General features: G+C 43.0%; 22 protein-coding genes. 10 read left to right on the top strand and 12 right to left on the bottom strand.

Features of this window, described 5'->3' with window-relative positions; translation table 11 throughout:
• Positions 1-18: 18 nt before the first annotated feature.
• Complete coding sequence (locus EPL05_RS12075) at positions 19-1050, bottom strand: family 43 glycosylhydrolase (RefSeq protein ID WP_208394734.1); 1032 nt, start codon at positions 1048-1050, stop codon at positions 19-21.
• Positions 1051-1322: 272 nt separating this feature from the next.
• Positions 1323-3368 carry a beta-L-arabinofuranosidase domain-containing protein gene (locus tag EPL05_RS12080; protein WP_128534232.1) on the bottom strand — a complete coding sequence of 682 codons (2046 nt, stop codon included), beginning with the start codon at positions 3366-3368 and terminating at the stop codon, positions 1323-1325.
• Positions 3369-3827: 459 nt separating this feature from the next.
• On the opposite strand from EPL05_RS12080, the gene EPL05_RS12085 reads away from it, so the two are divergent.
• From EPL05_RS12085 to EPL05_RS12095, 3 genes are all read left to right on the top strand, one after another.
• Entirely contained in the window at positions 3828-4265 is a 438-nt protein-coding gene (locus EPL05_RS12085) for a helix-turn-helix domain-containing protein (RefSeq protein WP_317127889.1), read from the top strand.
• A gap of 185 nt (positions 4266-4450) precedes the next feature.
• The gene (locus EPL05_RS12090; protein ID WP_128534233.1) at positions 4451-5332 is read left to right on the top strand and encodes an NAD(P)H-binding protein; all 882 of its coding nucleotides are present in this window, start codon (positions 4451-4453) and stop codon (positions 5330-5332) included.
• Between the two features lie 12 nt (positions 5333-5344).
• Positions 5345-6265 carry a helix-turn-helix domain-containing protein gene (locus tag EPL05_RS12095; protein WP_128534234.1) on the top strand — a complete coding sequence of 307 codons (921 nt, stop codon included), beginning with the start codon at positions 5345-5347 and terminating at the stop codon, positions 6263-6265.
• 163 nt (positions 6266-6428) lie between these two features.
• Here the strand turns inward: EPL05_RS12095 and EPL05_RS12100 are convergent, their stop codons facing one another.
• A complete protein-coding gene (locus EPL05_RS12100; protein ID WP_128534235.1) occupies positions 6429-6791 on the bottom strand; it encodes a winged helix-turn-helix transcriptional regulator in 363 nt (120 codons plus the stop codon).
• Positions 6792-6904: 113 nt separating this feature from the next.
• Here EPL05_RS12100 and EPL05_RS12105 point away from each other — a divergent pair, with 113 nt between their 5' ends.
• The 3 genes from EPL05_RS12105 to EPL05_RS12115 all read left to right on the top strand — a co-directional run bounded on the left by EPL05_RS12105 (position 6905) and on the right by EPL05_RS12115 (position 8810).
• Complete coding sequence (locus EPL05_RS12105) at positions 6905-7264, top strand: DoxX family protein (RefSeq protein ID WP_128534236.1); 360 nt, start codon at positions 6905-6907, stop codon at positions 7262-7264.
• Between the two features lie 47 nt (positions 7265-7311).
• Positions 7312-8190, top strand: coding sequence for an SDR family oxidoreductase (locus tag EPL05_RS12110; RefSeq protein WP_128534237.1), 879 nt, complete (start codon positions 7312-7314; stop codon positions 8188-8190).
• Positions 8191-8318: 128 nt separating this feature from the next.
• Positions 8319-8810 (top strand): VOC family protein, encoded by a 492-nt coding sequence (locus EPL05_RS12115; protein ID WP_128534238.1) that lies wholly within the window; start codon positions 8319-8321, stop codon positions 8808-8810.
• Between the two features lie 394 nt (positions 8811-9204).
• Here EPL05_RS12115 and EPL05_RS12120 read toward each other — a convergent pair whose 3' ends face one another.
• The 5 genes from EPL05_RS12120 to EPL05_RS12140 all read right to left on the bottom strand — a co-directional run bounded on the left by EPL05_RS12120 (position 9205) and on the right by EPL05_RS12140 (position 13373).
• Entirely contained in the window at positions 9205-9435 is a 231-nt protein-coding gene (locus tag EPL05_RS12120) for a hypothetical protein (protein ID WP_128534239.1), read from the bottom strand.
• A 64-nt stretch (positions 9436-9499) separates the two neighbouring features.
• A complete protein-coding gene (locus EPL05_RS12125; protein ID WP_128534240.1) occupies positions 9500-10561 on the bottom strand; it encodes an acetate/propionate family kinase in 1062 nt (353 codons plus the stop codon).
• Positions 10558-10932 carry a hypothetical protein gene (locus EPL05_RS12130; protein ID WP_128534241.1) on the bottom strand — a complete coding sequence of 125 codons (375 nt, stop codon included), beginning with the start codon at positions 10930-10932 and terminating at the stop codon, positions 10558-10560. The genes EPL05_RS12125 and EPL05_RS12130 overlap by 4 nt, the downstream gene beginning before the upstream one ends.
• A gap of 156 nt (positions 10933-11088) precedes the next feature.
• Positions 11089-12735, bottom strand: a complete 1647-nt coding sequence (gene glgP, locus EPL05_RS12135; RefSeq protein ID WP_128534242.1) for an alpha-glucan family phosphorylase — start codon at positions 12733-12735, stop codon at positions 11089-11091.
• 173 nt (positions 12736-12908) lie between these two features.
• Complete coding sequence (locus EPL05_RS12140; RefSeq protein WP_128534243.1) at positions 12909-13373, bottom strand: PA2169 family four-helix-bundle protein; 465 nt, start codon at positions 13371-13373, stop codon at positions 12909-12911.
• 69 nt (positions 13374-13442) lie between these two features.
• Between EPL05_RS12140 and EPL05_RS12145 the strand changes: the two genes are divergently transcribed.
• Both EPL05_RS12145 and EPL05_RS12150 read left to right on the top strand, forming a co-directional pair.
• Positions 13443-13883, top strand: a complete 441-nt coding sequence (locus EPL05_RS12145; protein ID WP_128534244.1) for a hypothetical protein — start codon at positions 13443-13445, stop codon at positions 13881-13883.
• 1018 nt (positions 13884-14901) lie between these two features.
• The gene (locus EPL05_RS12150; RefSeq protein WP_208394735.1) at positions 14902-15531 is read left to right on the top strand and encodes a reverse transcriptase N-terminal domain-containing protein; all 630 of its coding nucleotides are present in this window, start codon (positions 14902-14904) and stop codon (positions 15529-15531) included.
• A gap of 289 nt (positions 15532-15820) precedes the next feature.
• Here EPL05_RS12150 and EPL05_RS12155 read toward each other — a convergent pair whose 3' ends face one another.
• The 3 genes from EPL05_RS12155 to EPL05_RS12165 all read right to left on the bottom strand — a co-directional run bounded on the left by EPL05_RS12155 (position 15821) and on the right by EPL05_RS12165 (position 19994).
• Positions 15821-16567, bottom strand: a complete 747-nt coding sequence (locus EPL05_RS12155; protein ID WP_128534245.1) for an HAD-IIB family hydrolase — start codon at positions 16565-16567, stop codon at positions 15821-15823.
• Positions 16564-17535 (bottom strand): type I phosphomannose isomerase catalytic subunit, encoded by a 972-nt coding sequence (locus EPL05_RS12160; RefSeq protein ID WP_128534246.1) that lies wholly within the window; start codon positions 17533-17535, stop codon positions 16564-16566. The genes EPL05_RS12155 and EPL05_RS12160 overlap by 4 nt, the downstream gene beginning before the upstream one ends.
• Positions 17536-17672: 137 nt before the next feature.
• The gene (locus EPL05_RS12165) at positions 17673-19994 is read right to left on the bottom strand and encodes a DUF5703 domain-containing protein (protein ID WP_128534247.1); all 2322 of its coding nucleotides are present in this window, start codon (positions 19992-19994) and stop codon (positions 17673-17675) included.
• Between the two features lie 310 nt (positions 19995-20304).
• On the opposite strand from EPL05_RS12165, the gene EPL05_RS12170 reads away from it, so the two are divergent.
• Positions 20305-20544 carry an AI-2E family transporter gene (locus tag EPL05_RS12170; protein WP_394342729.1) on the top strand — a complete coding sequence of 80 codons (240 nt, stop codon included), beginning with the start codon at positions 20305-20307 and terminating at the stop codon, positions 20542-20544.
• Positions 20545-20583: 39 nt separating this feature from the next.
• Here EPL05_RS12170 and EPL05_RS12175 read toward each other — a convergent pair whose 3' ends face one another.
• On the bottom strand, positions 20584-20967 hold the full coding sequence (locus EPL05_RS12175) for a TraR/DksA family transcriptional regulator (protein WP_128534249.1): 384 nt from the start codon (positions 20965-20967) through the stop codon (positions 20584-20586).
• 663 nt (positions 20968-21630) lie between these two features.
• On the opposite strand from EPL05_RS12175, the gene EPL05_RS12180 reads away from it, so the two are divergent.
• Positions 21631-21906 (top strand): single-stranded DNA-binding protein, encoded by a 276-nt coding sequence (locus tag EPL05_RS12180; RefSeq protein WP_128534250.1) that lies wholly within the window; start codon positions 21631-21633, stop codon positions 21904-21906.
• Positions 21907-22011 lie beyond the last annotated feature (105 nt).

Genomic DNA, 22011 nt, shown 5'->3' on the forward strand with positions numbered 1-22011 from the left:
ATAATTTGTAATAAACGGTTATTTCTTCACGCTGGGCCAACCATTAACCCAGGCTAACTTTTCTATCCCTAAGTGTTCATAACTGTTGGTATAGGCATGGAATGCCATATATTCAATTCCCTCATATGTTCCGACAGAGTTATGGCCTAATGCATATATTTTTTTTTCAGGTCCGGTATCGCCGCCCAGCACCAATGTACCACCACCCTTTGCCATATTAACGCCTGCTTGATCCATATAGGGTCCGGTAATTTTTTCTGACCTGCCAACGCGTATATTATAAGTACTGTTAACACCTGAACAGCAACTGTCCCATGAAACGAACAGGTAATAATAATTATCTTTTTTAAAGATGAAGGGTGCCTCAATTTTAGAATTGCCAGCTTCAGCATCGGTATACTTATAATCGCGAGGTCGACTCGCTATAGTATACCATTCCTGTGGTTCGGCAAGAGTTTTAAAGTCAGACTTTAACTTGACTAATTTCAGCCCATTCCAATGCGAGCCAAAGCTTAACCAACCTGTACCATCTTCGTCAACTGCCAAGTTGGGATCAATAGTGTTCCAATCGTCGCGCCCAGTCACGGATTGAATCACCAGGCCACCATCAATCCATTTATAATCTTTTGATTTTGGGTCGAGCGTTTTATTGGTAGCCATGCCAATCACTGATGTGTTTTTTCCAAATATAGATGTGGCATAATATAAATACCATAAACCGTTATGAAAGCTAATATCAGGCGCCCAAAAGCCTAGTCCTTTAAAGCTGGGTAGTTTTTGAGCAACCCATGCGGGAGCAACACTAAATACTGAAGGTTCTTTCTTCCAGGATCTCATATCTTTTGATGAGAAAACAGAGATCCCGTCGCCAGTATAATAAATGTAGTAGGTATCCCCTTCCTTAGCCAAGCAAGGGTCACGCACACCAGGCTCGGTTGTAACATCACCTACTCGGAAACGGCCGCGGTTTCGTGCCCCTCCAGCAGGTAGCTGCGCCATAGTTTTAAGGGTGCAGGCAAGCAAAAACATAATGATCAGCTTAATCTTCATAGTCATTAATTTTTTTGGCTATTGTGCCAGTAATTTATTGGTGAGTTGGTTAAATAACTAAATATTTGTGTTTCAAAGATATTTAAATATCGATTTAGCAAATTTATAAAAGTTATAGCACTGAACAAAAATCATGATAAATTGCTTGAAAGCAAAAAGGCGACAACTAATTAGACCTTGGGAACGCTTGAAGCATTAACATCCCGATATATACACTACACCCACAAAGAAGCCCGGCCCTAAAAATTCATTCACTCATTTAAACTCACTCATTAATTTACCCCCACAACCGGGAACGCCGACACCCGCAACCTCGCTCCGCCCATGGGTACCAGCGTTAAGTTGCTTGCTACGGCCGTAGTTTTAACCGGGCTTTGAGGCAGTACGCCGCACAAGCCGTATTTATCTAAAGTCCAGTCGGCTATTTGTTTGCCCGTTGCATGCAGCTCGATAGGCGCGTTGGCGTTGGTAAACGGATTGCCATCAGCAGGCCAGCCTTTTTTAATTACTATAAACGAAGTACTCGGATCTACAGCATCCAGCATAAGGCCATAGTTCCAGGCCGTGCCTGGGTAAATTTCATAGGACGGCCATTTATTAGGGTCGGCGGTAGCTTGCCAGCGCGAGTCGCCAATAGCGGTGGCGATGCTGCTTTCTTTTTCATATTCCTCACCAATCTTCAGCGAAAATGTAAGAGGGCCGTAATTAACACTCACGCTGTTTTTGTTTTTAGCCCATTGGCGTACCTTAATGGCCATAGGCAGTTTAATGTTGATCTGGTCGTGGTTCTTCCATTTCTGGTTCAGCCTGATGTAACCACCGGGTATAGCATCCACATGCACCGCACGATGATTGATCTCGACGGTGGCGCCATGGCACCAGGTAGGCACGCGCAGGTAGATCGGGAACTCCAAAGGCTTAGCTGTGTTAACTATAAACCCAACCCTGTCATTAAACGGGTACTGGGTATCGGTAACTATCTTAACCTCTTGCCCTTTGCCCACTTTAGCGGTAACGGTGCCGGCTTGGTATAGCTGCATGGCGAGGCCGTTATCCGAAGTAGCCATCCAGGCATTTTCTGCATAGTACACCCAGCCTGCCGCGTGGTTATGCTGGCAGCAGCGGCTGCTAAAAGGGTTCATCATTAAAAACGGACCATTATTATCAATGCCGGGCGAGTGGTTCTTGCTGTCGTTCAGCACCATGTTGGGGGCGGTAAGGTAGCGTAGCGCCTTATAGTCGGTAGTGAAAGCGGCGGGGAAGGTGTTAAAAGCCACATCCTCGCAGTTCTCGGCCCAAAAAGTATCGCCGGTATATTGCAGCAAGTATTGGTCGCTGGTCATTTGTTCAACCATGCCGCAGGTTTCAACCGCCTGTCGCGGGTCGTCATAGCCCTTGCGCGAATTTTCGTCGCCGCCAAACATACCTCCCGGCACTTGCCCATATATATTACGGATGAGGTTGAAGTTATTGTAGGTAGCATCAAGGTCGGCCTGGTTATGGCTTTGCAAGTAGTAAGTAGCCGGCTCTCTAAAACACTCGGCTATGTTAACGTTGTGCCAGTTGGGCAGGTTGGTAGCCTGGCGCCAGTTGGCGGTATTTTTATCAACCTTTGTAGCTAGATCCAGCAGAAACTTGTCGCCGGTTATGTTGTAGAGCCAGTAAATGCTTACCAGGTAATCGCCGCCGCGGCTGTTCTCCCAGTAATCTTTTAAAAACTGGTTGTCGGGGTAGCTTTGCATCCATTGAAAATAACGGGTTAGGGCCGGTAACACGCGTGCGTCGTGGCTAAACTCGTAATAGCTGCGCAGGCACCATATCATGGGCATGTTGGCCCAAAGGTCACGGTTGCCGTTGATATTGGTTATGAGGGGACCCATATCCCCGTCGGCACGCTGATTATCAAGCACCGCATTGATCCAGAATTTAGTTTGAGCGATCATCGTTCGATCGTTAAGCATGTAAGCCATGTCGCCATAGCCCTTTAGCCAGTACGGCAGCTCTTCCCAGCCATATTTACCCTTGCCGCTTTTGTTAAGCCAAGCATTATCGGTTTTACTTAGCCAAATACTAATCTCACCCAGATTACCCGTAAGGCCCTTTTTTTGTAACTGCAGTTGGGTATACAACCAACCGGCCGGTTTAAAAGCTGTAACCGGCAGCTTAATAAATTGCTGGGCTATAAGCGGGGCTCTGTTGCTGGCATAGTTAACATTAGTTCCCTTAATATCAGCCTTTACAATAGGCACGGCCTGTTGGGCTACAACATTACTATCACAAGCCAAAAATAGCGCAAGGCAGTTGAAAATCTTTCTCATAAACGATATATAAATTACAGGTAATGGCCTAGGTATTTTACGATCCCAGGACAACTTGTGAATCCTTCAACAAATCTGTGAACTCTTTTATACTGGCAAATATATTGATATTTTTATTATCCACTAAATCAATTTAGCAAAATATTGGCGTTAATGTTATGATGGTGGTATCGATAAGGCATACGTATTTTCCAATATGTACATACTAATCTTATAATGAAAATATTAACAACAGCTAAAATGCAATCAATACTTTTAAATCTGCTAAAAAAGGGGTTCGGCTTCGTTCCCTACGGCTAAAGCGGTGTATTCGAAAATCTTTATTGCCACAGAGGAATTAAAAGCCATTTTGGATATTCCGGATGCCTTGACCATGCTATTCCGTAGGATGTAGACCATAAGGTTGTGTAAATAGTAATTGAAGTCCAAATTGATTGTCAAGAGATTAATCTGGTCAAAGTGTTCCGCAATCAACTGATTGTGATTTCAGAACAGGGTGATCAATGGCGCGAGGATTTCCATTATCATCGCCAATTCATTACCAGAAAAATAAACAATCATCAAATATTGACTAGATTAGAGGAGATACTTAAAGAAAGTTTCAACAATGAAAGTTTAATAGAAATGGGATTGCCGACTGTTCAAGACATAGCAAATTCTATAAATGTATCGCCAAATTATTTAAGTAGTCTGCTTAAAGTATTAACGGGACAAAGTACACAACAACACATACACGATAAATTAATCGAAAAAGCAAAAGAAAAGTTAGCAATGACAAATTTATCCATAAGTGAAATTGCCTGTGAATTAGGCTTTGAACATTCGCAGTCATTCAGCAAATTATTCAAGACAAAAACGAGCGTTTCACCTCTGGAATACAGACAATCATTTAATTAGATTGATGAACAAGAAGATCCACTACTCATTAAACAGTTGTTATCAAAAACCATAAAAAGTTGAAGAAAATGCTCATTAATCGTATTTTTTAGAAAAATTTTCACTATTTGGCTAAGGCAAAAGTTGATTTGGCTAATAGTGTTACTTGATGATTGCAGACCTTTGTGTTACTAAAAAGATAAATCATGAAAATTATACTAACTGGTTCTTTAGGGAACATCAGCAAGCCATTGGCAGAAGAATTGATAGCTATTGGTCATCAAGTAACCGTAATCAGCAGCAATGCAGAAAAACAAACAACTATTGAAAGCATGGGCGCAGTTCCAGCCATCGGCTCGTTAAAAGACGATTATTTTTTAACGGAAGTTTTTAGTAATGCAGATGCCGTCTATACTATGGTTCCACCAGATTTCACAGCGCAAGACCCGTTGGCACATTATTTTAGTATAGGCAACAGTTATGCAAAAGCGATCAACGAATCAGGCATTAAAAGAGTGGTCAACCTCAGCAGCTGGGGGGCTCATTTACCAAAAGGAACCGGCATCATCGAGGGCTCATACCACGTCGAGAAGATATTCGCCGAACTTGCCGATGTATCCATTACTCACCTTCGCCCAACTTCTTTTTATTACAACATGTTTCACTACATGGATATGATCAAGACTTCAGGCATCATGGGCGCCAATTTTGGTGGCAAAGACAAAGTTGTCATGGTCTCCCCCCTAGATATTGCTGCCGCTGCAGCGGAAGAACTGGTAATAATCAAAAAAGGAATCAGGTATGTGGCCAGTGACGAGCGAAAATGTAGTGAAATTGCTAGCATACTGGGAAAAGCTATCGGCATACCTAACCTGCAATGGCTTACTTTTAGCGACCAGAAAGTCCAGGATTCCATGGAAAGCCATGGTGTGCCTTTACCTATCGCTATAAAATTGGTAGAATTGAATTCAGCAATCCATAACGGCCTATTACGAGAAGACTACGACCTGCACCCACCTCAAAACATGGGTAAAGTCAAACTTGAAGAATTTGCCAAAGAATTTGCGTTCGCATACCATCAAAAATAATTACATTGTGTTATGGCAAAAGTCCACCCAAAGCAAGTAAAAACGATCAGCGAATTCCATAGCCTGCAAAAGCTGACTAAACCGGAGCATCCTCTGATAAGCTTGGTCAATTTTGAGGACATCAAATATGACCCTAATGATGATGCAGTTAGTCTCGTGATGGGATTTTATTCCATTGGTTTAAAAAGGAATTTTAATGCAAAAATGAAATACGGGCAGCAAACTTATGATTTTGATGAAGGGATGATGACCTTTCTGGCACCCGGTCAATTGCTCCGCATCGATGCGGAACCTAACACAATATTGGAACACTCGGGATGGCTGTTGCTCATCCATCCCGATTTTTTATGGAATAATTCCTTGGCTGAAAAAATTAGGCGATATGATTATTTCAGCTACTCGATAAATGAAGCTTTACATCTCTCTGACAGGGAAGAGGCAATAATCATCGCTATTTTGAAAAATATAGCTCAGGAGTACCGCTCGAATATCGACAGGTTTAGCCAAGATCTAATTATTACGCAGGTAGAATTATTGCTCACCTATGCAGAACGGTTTTACCACAGGCAATTCCTGACTCGCAAGATCAGCAATCATCAGTTACTTGACCGAATGGAAACGTTACTTAATGGCTACTTTGAAAAAGAAGCTTTACTAAAAAATGGCGTGCCCTCCGTTACCGGCATCGCCGAGGGGTTGAATGTATCACCCAATTATTTAGGCAGCCTACTTAAATTACTGACTGGACAGAGCACCCAACAGCATATTCATGATAGACTCATAAGGAAAGCGAAGGAAAAGCTATCGACCACCGCTCTAAGTATTAGTGAGGTAGCTTACAGTTTGGGATTTGAACACCCACAGTCCTTTACCAAACTGTTCAAGGCCAAGACAGACCTATCACCGATAGAATTCAGAAAATCCTTTAATTGAAACTTTATCCGTGTCAATTATGATTTTTTTATATAAACTCGTCAAGTTTCCAAAACGCGCAGTTATAAGGCTGCAATGCTTCAGATAGCAGCCACGCTAAACGGCTCGCGTGATGATATTCTAGGAATCAGGGTATTTCATTGTGAATTGTTATTGGGCAGATTTAGTTGTTACTCGTGATTTTCGTTTTGTGCATTTCGCCCCATAAGGCCAAAGCAGCAATGATATCTTTTAACGATTGACTGTAATCCGTAGGTAGATACTCTACAATTACAGGTATTTGGTCGGCAAACACAGTTCTTTCTACCAAATGGTTTACTTCTAATTTTTTCAGTTCGCTCGATAGCATTTTTGCAGAAATATTATTCAGGGATCGTTGTATTTCGTTGAATCTTGAATGTCCTCCCAAAATTGCAATCATTACTCGTATTGTCCATCTACCACCAAGAACATATATAGCATCCTCGGTCGCTGAAAGACTCTTTGAGCATTGTACTTTTGAATACTCCAATTTACTTTTTATCATTATCTTTTTTGTTCTGCTAACCCAAAAGTTACTACTTACATTTGGGTAACTACTATATTTCAGTTAGTAAATATACGTAAATTTGTAAAGTAAAACTTTTAAATGCAAATGATATGAAAGCAACAAAAATCACATATTATGTTACAACAGGAATAATTTCCGTAATGATGGCATATATCGCGTTCGAGACACTTACCAAACCCGAAGTAAAAGTATCGATGGCGCATTTGGGTTTTCCGGATTATTTCAGGATCGAATTGGGAATTTCAAAAATTATTGGCGTTATCTTACTTTGGCTACCCATTAGATTACTAAAAGAGACGGCTTACATAGGGTTCGCAATTATGTTCTTATCGGCCTCAATTGCACATTCTGCCGTAGGCGACCCTGCGGATAAGGTAATCGCAGGAATTGTTTTTCTTGTGATTTTAGCCGCTTCTTACGTAAGCCGTATAAAACTTCAAAACAAATAAAATTATCAATTAATATATTTTTGATTAAAATTTAAATAAATAAAGATATGATTTTAGTAACAGGTGCAACAGGTCAATTTGGTTCAAAAGCAGTTGAACATTTATTAAACAAGGGAGTAGATCCCTCAGAAATTTCAGTTCTTGTCAGAGATTCTGCTAAAGCAATAAGTTTAAAAGAAAAAGGGGTACTAATCAAAGAAGGCGATTATACTGACAATAGTTCGATGGTAAAGGCCTTTCAAGGCGTAGATAAATTATTGTTGGTGTCAAGTAACAATAGGGAAGCTGTCGAGAACCGCACGCTACATCACAAAAACGTGATAAAAGCGGCCAAGGAAGCAAAAGTCGATCATATCGTGTACACCTCGTTTGTAAGAAAGCCGGGCTATGAAGATTCAGCAATAGCAGATTTTCAAAATTCCCACGTTGAATCTGAAAACTATCTAAAAGAAAGTAGTATCGACTACACCATACTCCAAAACGGTATCTATGCTGAAATGATACTTGCTTTTGTCGGCGATAAAGTGGTCGAGACGCACAACATTTTGTTTCCTTCGGGAGAAGGTAAAGCAAGCTGGGTACTTCGCGAAGACTTGGCCGAAGCTGCCGCCCACGTTTTAACCACAGAAGGTCATAAAAATAAAATCTATACGTTGACCAATACCGAATCCGTTGGTTTTGATACCATAGCTAGATATATTTCTGAAGTATTGAATAAAAAAATCAATTACGAGTCTCCAGATGTGAATGATTTTAAGGCTATTATGGAAAAAGCGGGCGTACCGGAAATGTACATTGGTATGTTAGCTGCATGGGGTACAGCTTTGGCAGAGGAAACTATGGACAAAGAAGATGGTACGCTGTCCACTTTCTTAAATAGAAAGCCAACTTCTATAAATCAATTTATTGCAAAGGTTTATAGTTGATCGCCAACATGAGGTCAAGGACTACTTTATTTTATTCAGCCAAAATATCAAAAGGTTGACGAACGAAGCAGTTATAAGAAAGAGTTAAATATTATGTATCGAATAAGATCAATAAATCACTTCGTTCTATGAAAGAAAAATATACCGTACCCGCAACAACAAGGATAGGGCACGTACATCTAAAGGTGGCAGACCTTGATCGATCCCTTGGTTTTTACAAAGATTTATTAGGCTTTGAACTGACGTCAACCTATGGGACACAGGCCGCTTTTTTATCTGCAGGCGGTTACCATCATCATATAGGTCTCAATACCTGGCATAGCGCTGGGTCGCCACCTGCGCCCTTGACGGGTGTGGGGCTTTACCACACGGCCATACTTTATGCCACGAGGAAAGAACTTGCCGAAATTTATCATCGCATAGGAGTGGCGAAGTATCCGATGACTGGCGCAAGTGACCACGGAGTTTCAGAAGCACTCTATTTGGATGATCCCGATGGAAATGGGGTAGAACTTTATTGGGATAGGCCAAAGGAACTTTGGCCGTATGATTCGAACGGGTCGATCGAGATGTTAGTAAAGCCACTTGATCTTGATAATCTACTTCGGGAACTTGACTGATATCGGTAAATTGAGTCAAAAATCGTAAATGTATCTAAATAAAATACGAGATGACACAAAATTCGAATACCTCCTTTTTATTTTCCACATGAAGCAATTCAAGAAAATGAGTTCTAATAAATCATGTTAAGAGCCAATAGGACAAGTAGGTTTATAGACGAATTTGACGATTTACAAGTATTATTTTGCAGAATTATTTTGCCGTCAGTCAAGTGATCGGCGTAGATGTTCAGGCTAAATTTGTATCCTGAATACGGTCGGTGAGACAGTGATAAGCATCGCTCGGTCTTCCCCTCATAATAATTATCAATCTATTTGCTTAACTTTCCAATTAGCAAGGTGTTTTTGTAATCTAATAAGGCAATTTAATGCGGAAAAGCCATCTAATATTCTTTTAAGCTCTGCCCGAAATGATTGGTGTTCCGATTGCAGTTGCTGCATGACCACGCCCCATTGTAAAACTTCCTTTTCCGAAAATTCCAGATTGTTCCGCGATTGCAGTTCTAATACCATAGCCAGAAACTTCCGGCGCCCCTTTAAATCCGGGCTTGAACTGGATATTCCGGAGCCATTGATCACCTTGTTCCGAAATAGCGAACAGATTGTTCCGAAACACTTTGACCATGTCAATTTATTGATCATTAACTGCCGTTCTCTAAACATGAATACACAAATTGGTGCTCTACATCCTACGGAATAGCCTGGTCAAGCCTTCCAGAATTTCCACCTAATAAGTCCAGATTGTCACAAATTCTCGACCGAATAATAGGAGCGTTCTCCCCAATCCCTCCGGAAAAAATAAGCGTATCCAAACCACCCAATACCGCAGAATAGGCTCCGATCCATTTTTTGAGCTGGTAGCAAAAGTGGTTGACTGCGTCAGCAGCCTTTGTATCATTATCTTCCTGCTGCAACAGGTCGCCCATATCACCGCTAGTGCCAGATATGCCCAGCAAACCGGACTCATGGTTGATGAGTTGGTTGAACTGATTGGGAGTTAGTTTTTCTTTTTTAATCATTATCCAGGCTACACCGGGATCAAGATCGCCGGAACGGCTGCTCATGGGTAATCCACCCGCTGGCGTAAAGCCCATACTGGTATCGGTGCTTTTGCCTTTGTATACCGCAGTCAAACTTGCGCCATTGCCTAAGTGTGCAATGATGACACGACCAAGTGCTGCTTTTTTACCCGCTATCTTTTCCAGCTCGTTCATCAGATATTGGCAAGAAATGCCATGAAAGCCATATTTATGGATGCCATGTTTTCCAAAGCGGCGCGGAATGGGCAGCAGTTTGGCTACGGTTGGCATATCCTGGTGAAAGAAAGTATCGAAACAGGCATATTGCCGTGTTTTAGGATGGCGCTTTTGAAAGGCCTCGATCAGTTTAATTTCGTTGGGCAGGTGATCAGGATCGTAGGGGATAATTTCTTTTAGGTCTGCCAGTAAGCCAGGTGTGATCAAAGTCGGGGCGGTATGCTGCATCCCATGTACCACACGATGTCCTATGGCTTTTATTTTTTTTGGATCCACCTTTAAATCCAGCCATTTCATCAAATGATCGATGGCTGATAAATAATCAGTGGCTTTAATGGGTAACGTTTGCTGTTCCTCATTTTGATTACATACTAACTCAGCCCCAGGCAACCCGATGCGGGTCACCTGCCCGCTCATAATTTTGACCAACGGGTTCCCAGTCTGATAAAGCGCGAATTTAATGCTGGAAGATCCGCCGTTGACCGTTAATATCATACCAAATGATCTGACGTGATGTTTACTATTGGTAAGCCTTCTTCGGTTCTTTTCACATTCTCAATATTTGAATAGATCAAATTGATGTTCAGATCCTCATAATGATCCATCCTGTATTGCAGCAAGGTGCCCAAACCCGATTCTCCCTGACCTATGAGTTCGTCAATATATGCTAAAGCACCTGCCTTGGCCATTTCCATGGCTTCGGAGCGCAGGCTATAATCTTTCCAATTATTATTATCAGGCAACGACGAACCGACTTTTATCAACGTATCCGAATGAGATAATTGGGAAGCGTTGCCAGGAACTTCGGTTATCGATGTCTCATTCTGATAAACACGGAAGTACTGTGTGCAAAGGCTATTATTCATACAAGTTCAAAGCTTAAATATCACCGTTAAAAAAATCCAACGACTATTATTAGATGTATACAGAATTTGTCAATTTTTTATGCTGTATATGATATGGTTATTCAACTGTTTAACAGGTCATTTGTTTGCTGGTAATTGCTTTCTTTTTATCATTGTTTACTGGTACATAAGCTTATAATATTGATCAGCCAGGCGGCCGGCCTCGAATGCCGGCACGATGTCCGCCGCTGCCTGCTTCACGATATTTATCCATTGCGGTTGATCCTTATAATAAATAGGAAGTACGGTTTTTTCTAAAACGTCCATCATGCTTTCGTATTCCAACCGGTCTTTGTCTTCAGATGATTGGTCCGCCGCTGGTTGTATGACAAAACAGTTTTCCTTTTCCCTGGCAAATTCCGGCACCCAGCCATCGGGCATCGATAGATTGATGGCACAGTTCATGGCAGCTGCCATGCCACTTGTACCAGAAGCTTCCCGGTACATCCTTGGATTGTTTAGCCAAACATCTGCTCCCTTTTTGAGCGCTGCCGATAAACTGAGTTCATATCCGGTGAGCACCGCGCAATTGGCGATCGGATTTGATTTGGCGATGATCTGGTTAAACATCCCGATAGCACCTTCATCTTTGGGATAAGGCTTGCCTGCCCAGATCACCTGAACCGGAAATTCGGTACTCTTTATCAGACGCATAAATCTTTCCCAGTCCCTCATCATCAGGTCGGCACGTTTATAGCCGGCAAAGCGCCTAGCCCAAACAATCGTCAGTACATTTTCGTCAAAAAGTTTGCCGCATTGGTCTGCTACTATTTTAAAGAGCTCCCGTTTCAGTTCTTTTTTCCTCCTGACAAGTAACTGATCGTCACCTATAGTTAAGGCCTTATCCAAAACTTTATCCACCCAATAGACTTTGTTCTGCGCGTTGGTGATTGAAGTGATCTCACAAACGCCTGGGTTAGCACTCCACATATCTCTGGCCACTTCACTGTGGATCTTCGATACTCCGTTCGCTTTCCGCGCAAATTTCAAAGCCGCGAGCGTATAGTTGAACTGATCGCCTTCCATATTCAAAACTGATCTAACCTCATGTTCCTGCATACGATAAAAGAAGGACATCTCTTTCAGCAGGCCATAGTTGTGAGATTCATTCCCGGCCATCTCCGGCGTATGGGTGGTAAACACGACCCGCTTTTTAACCTCTTCCAGGCTATTGAACTTGGCGTATAAATAAAAGTTAAGAGCCACCCCATGCCCTTCGTTCATATGGTAAACTTCGGGTGTCAGTTGCAGCTGGTCAAGCGCCATAGCTCCGCCAATTCCTAAAATGATGCTCTGGGCGATACGGGTGGATTCATTAGGATCGTATAAACAATGGGTAATCGAACGGGAAACCTCATCATTTTCCGGAACGTCTGTACTTAACAAAAGAAGGGGAGCCGAACCGAATATTTCCGGTCTTAATAAATAAGCTTTTACATGCACCGGTGCTCCATGCACTTCAACGGTAAAAGTTAGGCCCGTATCCCGCAGAAAGGTTGGGTCTTTCCTTATAAAATCCGGTTTCATATAGTTATTTCCGTCGCGCAGCTGATCGTAGTATCCATATTTCCACAGCAGGCCTACACCGACGAGATTCTGTTTTAGTTCATAAGCGCTTCTTAGATGCGATCCTGCCAGGAAGCCGAGACCGCCACTATAGATCTTCAAGGCCTGATCGATGGCGAATTCCATCGAAAAATAAGCGACCGGTTTATTGTATTGAGGGCCCGGTGTATAGCCGAAAATGTCATTTCTGTTGAGCATAGTTTTTGCAAATAGCGTAATTCAAGTTTAAGTGGTGTGTGATAAAGATTACGCGGTAAAATGAAGAAGAGCACGGTTGTAACGCACCGTTTTATATACAGGTATAAAGGATAAACGCCTGGGCTGACCCTAGCGTTTCTATTTTAAGAAAAGGTCGTTAACGTATAAAATATTTATTTCGCATCGCGTAATGCTTTGACCTCATCATGGGCAGCTTTGAGATCATCGAACTGTCCGGTAAGTAACTTTACCAGCGCCGGATCTTCCCAGATCAGTTCTTTATCATCCAGTGCCAAACGATACGCGCCTTTGGCCACATCTTCGCCCCGTTCGCAGTCTGACAATATCGCATACCTGTCTGGGCCGCTAAACACAGATTTCACATCCATCCACGTCCTGTAAAACTTACCGGCAACGGTGGTCCCATCGGAAGGTAAGCCACCCAGTGTATGGATCTGTTCATGGAGTTTGCGAACGGCATCCTGGCTTTGCTGAATATATTTCTCAAACAGCGTTTGCAGGTCGGCATCTGTACCTGTAGAAAGCGCCTTTTGATAACCGGCAATGCGGTCATTATTTATCTTGATCAAATCGTTAATCGCCGAGATCTGATGTTCAATGTGTTGTAAAGTTCCCATATGATTTAAAGGGGAACACGGGTGGGTATCAATATGTTTGCGTGTTGATGAATAGAAGTTCAATAGGAAATGGTATTGGCAGTAATCCTGATTAGATACAATGGGCAAGATTGGAAATATGCCGACCTTAAAAGTAATGGTGGCAACGCTATCAGCTATAAAATCACATTAAACGACGGTACACAGATCTGGCAATTAGCGACGTTAAACCACACACCGGACGGGTGGAAGATCGAAACTATCGACAATCAGAAGATCAGTTACAGCGCTACATCCATTAAGGCGCGTGAATATTGGGAACACAGTAAACTGCCACTGATCACGCCGTTAGATCTCGAAAACATCACCAAACAAAAACTGGAAAGCCATATCGGGCAATTCATTATTGTTTCGGGTTATCTGTGCACGTTTGATGATAAAAACAAAGAGGTCATGATACGCCTCAATGTTTTCTTCGACAAGTCCATTGGATTGCGGACCAACCGCGGCGTTGATAGCGGCCTTCGTTGAGGCAATTACGCCGGGATCAAGTTTGGCGAACCTTGTGGCCAACACTTTTACAAAATTATCGATCTGATCGGCAGGGATAGCCGGTTGATCCAGCCATAACGTTCTGCCAGTTCAGCATCAAACAATTCTCGGCCCAGAATTACTTCCAGCGCCCGTGCTTTCCCAAGGAGTGCTGGCAGATAAACAGTAACCCCGCCACCGGGAAGGATCCCTGTCAGTGATTCTTTTGAACCCGCATATGTCCGGCAAGATATTAGCTGCGCTTTTTACCCGTTTCGCCTAAAAATAGGATTGATTAAAAAAAAATGCCATTGGAGACGCAGGCGATCAGCAGGCTCAACACGCCTGACATTAGCAGGCAAAAACTGCTCGGGTAAACTCCGACTTTAAAAAGGTGACTGACCATTCACTTTAGGCATTACGGATTGCAGCGGCAGTGTGACTTGTTGTCCGTGAGTTAAGTAAGCGGACATTACAAATGTTCTTTGTAATAACTGATTATCTGGTGAATGGAAACACCATTCCACCTATTTGAACAGGTGAAAACACTTTCCTCATTTATACAGGTGGCAACTATTTAAATGCAGCAGGGAAGAAAGCAAGTAAGAATGGAATCTGACATTTAATCCCTTGCGAGTGTAGAGGTATGCGTAGGAGACGAACCTATGCCTGAATCATCGTGACTATCCACAAGCCTACTCAGATTATTCAACTACGGTTGTGAGGCTTGCCCAAAATGGGAATGATACTGGATTGATAGTTTGTCGCTTATCAATCGTTCAAACGAATGTATCCGGTGAAAAGTAGGACGCTAACCCTCAAGGTCAACAGAATAAAGACCAAACAGATAATCGGAACAAGGTAACCTTATTAAGGCTCTGCAAAAGCAGAGGGAAGCCATCCTTATGCCTTAGTAAGAAGAGATTGGGTAAGAAGCAAATGCCTCTGGGAAAGCCAAAGGATAGGCTGACGTACCCACGACGTTAATGATAAATTTAGTAAGTAACAGCTTAAGACGATGAACACGGCAACGCGACCGATGTATGAATGGAACACGATTAACTGGAAGAAAATCCAGCGAAACGTATTCAAGCTGCAAAAGCGAATTTATCAGGCAAGCCAGCGTGGAGATGTGACTTCCATGCGTAAACTACAAAAACTGTTATTGAAATCTAATGCTGCCAAACTATTGGCGATTAGAAAAGTGACACAGGACAATCAAGGCAAGAAAACTGCAGGTGTTGATGGTGTCAGGAGATTATCGCCGGTGCAAAGGATGAAACTTAGTAAGCTAAACTTATTAGAAGCTAAAGTCAAACCAACGCGCCGGATATGGATACCCAAGCCCAACAGTGATGAAAAACGCCCTTTGGGCATACCTGTTATGAAAGACCGTGCAGCACAAGCATTGGTTAAATTAGCCCTTGAACCCGAATGGGAAGCCAGGTTTGAACCCAATAGTTATGGTTTTCGACCCGGGCGATCAGTTCACGATGCTATTGAAGCAATCTTTTTGTCAATCAGAAGCGTACCCAAATATGTGTTAGATGCCGATATCGAGAAATGCTTTGACAGGATAAGTCATGAGAAACTGTTAAGTAAGTTAAATACAATTCCCAGCCTAAGACAATTGATTAAGGCTTGGTAAAAGCCGGGGTGTTAGAGGATGAGGTATTTAATCCAACTGAACAAGGCACGCCGCAGGGCGGTGTAATCTCTCCCTTACTTGGATATTCCGGGAGCCCTGACCAGGCTATTCCGTAGGACGCAAACCATCAGGTTGTGTAAATAGTAACAGAAATCCAAATTGACTGTCAAAAGATTAATCTGGTCAAAGTGTTCCGGAATCAACTGATCGTAATTTAAGAACAGGGTGATCAATGGCGCCGGAATATCCAATCAGGACGCCGAGCCGTTTTAATTTCAATGCTTTCATGTTATTGCTGGCAGGCAATGATTGCCGCCATTATTTTTTTAGTTTCTTCCGGATCACGCACCTGGATGCAATCCGCGCCTGAGGCACGTGCCGGGAAATCATTCCCACCTTCAAAAAGGGCATCGCCCATAAATAGCATGGCTTTGACATCTATCTTCAATAGGTCACGGAGTTTTCGCATACCATAAGCTTTATCGATGCCCGGCTTGGTCACGTCGATGGAGGTTGCCCCGCCCAGGTTGATGGCAAATCCGGGCAGGAGGTTGTCTAGTATTTTCTTGATCTTTTTCCGTTTTTCAAAGTCCGGGTCCCATTCCTTTTTAGGCTCCAGCGGGGCCTTTTGCCCCAGGGCCGAAAAGGTGATCTGGCTACCACGGTCCTCTATTTGTTCTCCCCATACTTTTGGCGACTTAAAGCCGGATTCGTCAACGGCCTGTTGCAGGGCAGCAGTGATCTTCTGCCGCTCTTCGTCGCTGAAATTTTCCGCATATACCTGCTTCCATCCATTTTCATCAAACGCATAAAATTTAGTGCCGCAGGTTGGTAAGATGGAAAGGCTACCCAGGTCGGTACCAGATGGCAGTTGTCCGATAACCTGTTTTTCAAACTGCGGCCAGTCGCCGCCGGAAATGATGGCTACCCGGGCGACGGTTAGTAGCTTACTGAATAAAGCGGCCATTTCCGCATCGATAGCGGCTTTGCTTTCGGCCAAGGTGCCGTCCAGGTCAAATACGATCAATTTTTTCATGATGGGATACCTATCTCTAATAACGCGGTGTCTCCTGACGGTTCGAAGCTGCATTCCCCGATTTGTGCAGGTAACAAATACACCTGGCCTTTTGTAACCTCAAAAACTGTTTGGCCGGAATTTAGCCTGCCGCTGCCTTTTGTGCAGACAAGGATCCTTGGTTCATTAGCCTTGCCTGCCATAAATGGATCGGTTTTTTGATGTTTCCAAACGATAAAATGATCTGAACGTAATACCTCCGGCGGTTCATCATGATCAGGCTCTACCGGGCCGATATCTATTTGGCTATAATCTATACAGGCCAGCGCTTCTTTCACTTGCAGTTCGCGTGGTTTGCCGGTCTTTTTATCCGTCCGGTCCCAATCATACAACCTAAAGGTGACGTCGCTGTTTTCCTGTACTTCAAAAACTAACAATCCGTCCAAGGTATGAACCGTACCCGCCTTGATCAATACGCTGTCATTAACCTTTGGCTTAAAGCTATGCAGGTACTGACCAACGGTTTTATCGCGGATCGCCTGCTCCAGTTTTTGAGGCGTAGTGCCCGGTTTTAGTCCGGCGTAGACTAAACTTTCCTGCCTGGTCGAAAGCACCATCCAGGCTTCTGTTTTGCCATTTTCACCTTTTGGGATATACGCTTTCTGATCGTCTGAGGGATGCACCTGTACCGACAGCACATCATTGCAATCTAAAAACTTTAGCAGCAACGGAAACCGTTTGAACTGCCCGGCGAACTTACCCATCAGTCCCGCTTCGTCGGTTTTGAAAAGCTCCACCAGTGACTGTCCGCTCAGGTCGCCATCTGCCACTAAACTGGGGTGATCATCCCGGTCGCTCAGCAACCAGGCTTCGCCGACAGGGCCATCGGGTAAAGGTTCCGACAGGAAGTCCGCTAAATTACGGCCTCCCCAAAGCCGGTATTGATAGATCGGCGTAAAGCGCAAAGGATAGTAATTAAACTGGTTCATAATTGAGGTATGATATATTCTTTGTCAAAGCGACTTTGATGCTGTTTTTGTATAAGTTTCTGTACTGCTTAATTAAGGTATAACTGAAATGGTTATTGCTGAGTTCTGGATTTTTATTCCTTTTAATAGAACCATTTTCACTCTAAACAGTTTACAATATCTTTTTCCCGGGCTTTGGGGGTAACTGTCAACGCCTGGATCTTACCGTCTTTATAGCTGCATTCTATTATGGTTTGCCCGGTTGCGTACAGTTTAAAATGAACATTTAAATCTTTAGGCCAGGCGGGGAATAGGTATATTTTGTTCCCCGCCGTTTGCAACAGCATTTCCTGCAGCCCCGTCATACCCGAACCACCCCAGTTATGGTCTGGTGTCCAATCGAAACCCGGCCCCCAGAATGCCGGAAATTTTCTGCCCGAATTTTTAAGTTTATCAAAGGTAAGCCGCGCAGCCTCATGGGTTAGGCCCAACCTGGCGGCAAACAAATTATCTGGCTTCCAGCCTATGTAACTGCGAAATTTTATAGCCAGGGTATCGTATTTCCAGGTATTCATGGCTACATCAATGTTAGGTTTGCCTATCCCAAATACGCCATATGGAAAAACAGGGTATAACTGTGGGTTTTCCTCGTTATTGATCCGCTCCCACGATTTTGCCGGGGCAATGGTTTGGTGCCCGTTGATGTATTGGTAGCTAATAGGGGGGATACGATTCAACATAGCACTAAATTCATACCGTTTGCTGCTGTCTAAGTTTGCGGGCGATAAAGAAAGTAGCTTTTGTAAAACGGCTCTAAGCCCCGAAATAGTAGTAGTAGAATTATAGGCCATCTTAAAAGTTTCACCAGACGAACCCGGGAAAAGTATAAGCTTGCCATCTCCATCCAACTCTTTTGCCCCGCGCCTGAGGGCAAGGTAACGGTAATGTTCATCAAAAAAAGTAAGGCAGCTTTCAATAAAGGGCAAATAAGGTTTGATGTCTTTGCCGCCATACTCGCCGGTTTCCAGCATCATATAGCAAAATTCTAAAACCGAATCCCAATGATATTCCAGCCAGGGGTTATAGTCGACACCGGCATCAAAATCCTTGGGTCGGTTAATACCATATTCAGCAAAATCAGATAAGCCAAAATTGTCTATCTGTTCGGTAAAGCGTGCGCCTTTGTGGGGCCAGTAGGAATTCGTAGCTAATTCGGCGTTTTTTAATAGACGAAGGTAAAAGTTAAATTCGGGAAGCATCATGTCAAAATCACCGCTTTTCAGCATTGGATAATACACCAGCCGTTGATTTTGCGCAGTAAAAATGCTGCCGCCCCAATTCCGGAAATCGGGTGTAAAAGCGTAATCATTGTTAACAAAAGCCGGGTCGTAAGTAAATAACCCACCATTAAACTTTGTAGGATAATTCCCAAACGCATTGCAAGCCAGCATATAACGGAACAACTGGTAATTACGCCCCGATTGCCAGGCGACAGTGTCTTTGCCGGGGTTATTAGGGTTGATATATATATAACTACGCTGCCATAAACGGTGCCACCAGTTTTGTGAAACCTGCATGGCTTTATGTTCATTATCGAGTTTTTTACCCAAGGAACTGAGTTTGTTTTTCCATTGCTCAATATCGGGTGTTTGTTGTGTATGAAGCGTTAAAGTTATATTTCTTGACTTTAACGCTTGGATACTTTTCAACTGCCATCCCCGGAAATTTGTATTGATGTACTTGCCGTCTGATACTACATCGGCTTCCATTTTATCGCCGGTTAGTATACCGCCGAATATTAAATTTTTAATAGGATCGAACATTTGGCTTTTGACCCCGTCAAGCCCCTGCTGATGTACGGTCACGTCGAACGCTGTTGGCGCGTGACGGTTCTGGTGATAGAATAATATGCCACCGTTGCGGTAAGCTATGGAGTCTTTATAGGAAACTATTGGCTTGGGCGCTGCAAACTTGTACGAATTCTCGTTATTTTCAAGGCCTTTTTTTTCCGTATCGTGGTAGCGCCAGGCTTCGTAAGTTACCTTTGCTGATAAAGGCCGGGAGCCGGTTATATTTAGGTATATGCGGGGGTTAAAAACATCTACCCATATTTTTATTTCTGCTGTCAGCCCATCGGGATTACCCCCTTCAATACTTACATAACCATCCTTTAGGTGTAGTGTCTGTTTAAAATTAGTTGAGCTAAATGGATCAGGGGAAAGATGAACTCTTACACGCCCTAACTTTAACAGCGCGTTGTTCTCATCATAAGTGCCACTACGGGCTATATAGAACAAAATATCGCCATGCTCAACCCAAACATTCAACCCAATATCGCCGCCGCCACAGGGCATAGATTGTGATGAATTTTGGCTTTGAGTATTCCAAACCATATTGTATTTATCTAAATCGGTTGTTTGGGCACAAACAGGAATTTTAGATACTAAAAGAAGTAAAATGACAGCGGTAAATATTTTCATATATCAAAATACTAAATTACTTGTTGTTTTAACATTTTAACCTTGTTTTGGTAAATCCTATAATCGAATGGTGGAATCGAAGATCCGGCTGATTTTCGCTAAATTAGGAGATTCTAATAAGTATTTATTTTACCCATTATTTTTCTCCCGTTTTTAATTACTAACCATAATTAATATGTTAAAACCATAAGCTCCTTACCATTTCGTTCATCAGCATTTGTTGCTGCCAAAAATTTAAATTGTCGTCATGGTTTACAGCTCTATTAAGCTCAAATCTTTTAAATTTATATTTTAAAAACATGAATTATTATTGCCAGATAGCACGGCAGTGATTTGGGTAATGGTGACAGTGCTAGTTACCCATATGATTGATAGTAATGTGTTGCTGCCATTGGTTGTGGGTTCAAAAGTAAGGATCAATGCACTTGTTACTGTACTCGGCTTAGTGATAGGAGAAATGATATGGGGTATCACCGGCATGTTCCTTTCCATACCTGTTGTCGCCGTGTTGAAGATCATATTTGACCGGGTGGAAGCGATAAAGCCTTAATAATTACGGAAGATACCGGCAGCGACCAATATGATAACCTTAAGGTTGTTTCAGTTTAGCTTCCATAGTTTGGGTGGTATGCGGCACCGCGCGCAAACGTTCTTTAGGGATCAACTTCCCGGTGCTGCGGCAAATGCCATAGGTTTTATTCTTGATGCGCAGCAGCGCAGCCTCCAGTTGTTCAATGAATTTTTTCTGGCGGGCGGCCAATTGATTTGTCTGTTCCTTTTCATACGTGGCAGAACCATCTTCCAGCGTCTTACCTGCAATAGCGGCATCGTCTCCATTAGCGTTCGAAGAATTTAAGGAGCTTGCCAGTTCAATAAATTCTTCTCTCGCCAACTTAATTTTTTCCTGTATCAGTTCTCTAAATTCCCCAAGTTCGCTATCGCTATACCGGGTTTTCGTTCTTTCTTCGTTCATCGTGTTTATTAACAACAGAAGCACCCTTTAGTTTAAGCCCGCGCCAGGAACATTTCCGGTGTACCGTTAAACCCCTTCTTTGATCCTGAATAGCTTCCATAAGAAATTTAATAATCCCATAGCCATTAAATAAAGTAAAAGCCCCGCTTATTTTAAATATAAGCAATACTGTTCCGCTTTGTCAAGAGCAGCGCTAAGCATAAGGCAAATAATGGCAAGCCCTTCGGGCCGGGCTATACGCTGTATCTGCTTCGCAGGATGCCGCTGCTATCCCTCTTGCGGAAAAATGGATGGTCATGCGTGGTGCTAGTGTTAGTTTTACTTGGATGTATTGTTAGTGAAACTCTTTGCAGTTCTTGGAAACTCTTATCGCCTCCGGCTCCAATGGCATTTTTTTATTTAATCGATAATTATTTTAAACGAAACGGGTAAAAAGCGCAGCTAAAATCAAGCCCGGATCTGTCGTCGGGTTGCAAGAGACTACGGCATAAACGGTTTCCTCCCCAAAGGGTCCCCTCCAATTATTCCGTTTCCTCTTGCCCGCTGCCGGGCTTTACGATTTGCTTTCTTTTTTCCCTTTTTCTTTTAAAAATAATCAATCAGGGCAAGGCGGCGAAAAGGAAAAGCAAATAACAAATTATTCATTATTAAACATTTAAAATTATGCTATTCACAGGAAGACTAACCGCAAAGGCAACCATCAATGCGGTCAAAGGGGACAAACAGGTAATCAATTTTACCGTAGCCATTAACCAAAAATGGAAAAACAAAGCGGGCGAAAAAAAGGAAAAAACCGCATTCGTTGACTGTGCCTACTGGCGCAACTCCGGCATTGCCGAATACCTAACCAAAGGCGCAGTAGTTGAAATTTCGGGATGGATGGAAGCGCAGGGCTACCAAAGCAAAAAAGACGGCATCCGTGCATGGATATACCGCTGATATTGACCACCTGATTCCGGCGGAATGTGACCAGTGATTCCGCGTCAAATTGACCACCCCATTCCGGGGCAAACTGACCAGGCATTCCGGGCCAAATTGACCACC

It is taken from the genome of Mucilaginibacter gilvus (assembly GCF_004054195.1).
Taxonomy (GTDB): domain Bacteria; phylum Bacteroidota; class Bacteroidia; order Sphingobacteriales; family Sphingobacteriaceae; genus Mucilaginibacter; species Mucilaginibacter gilvus.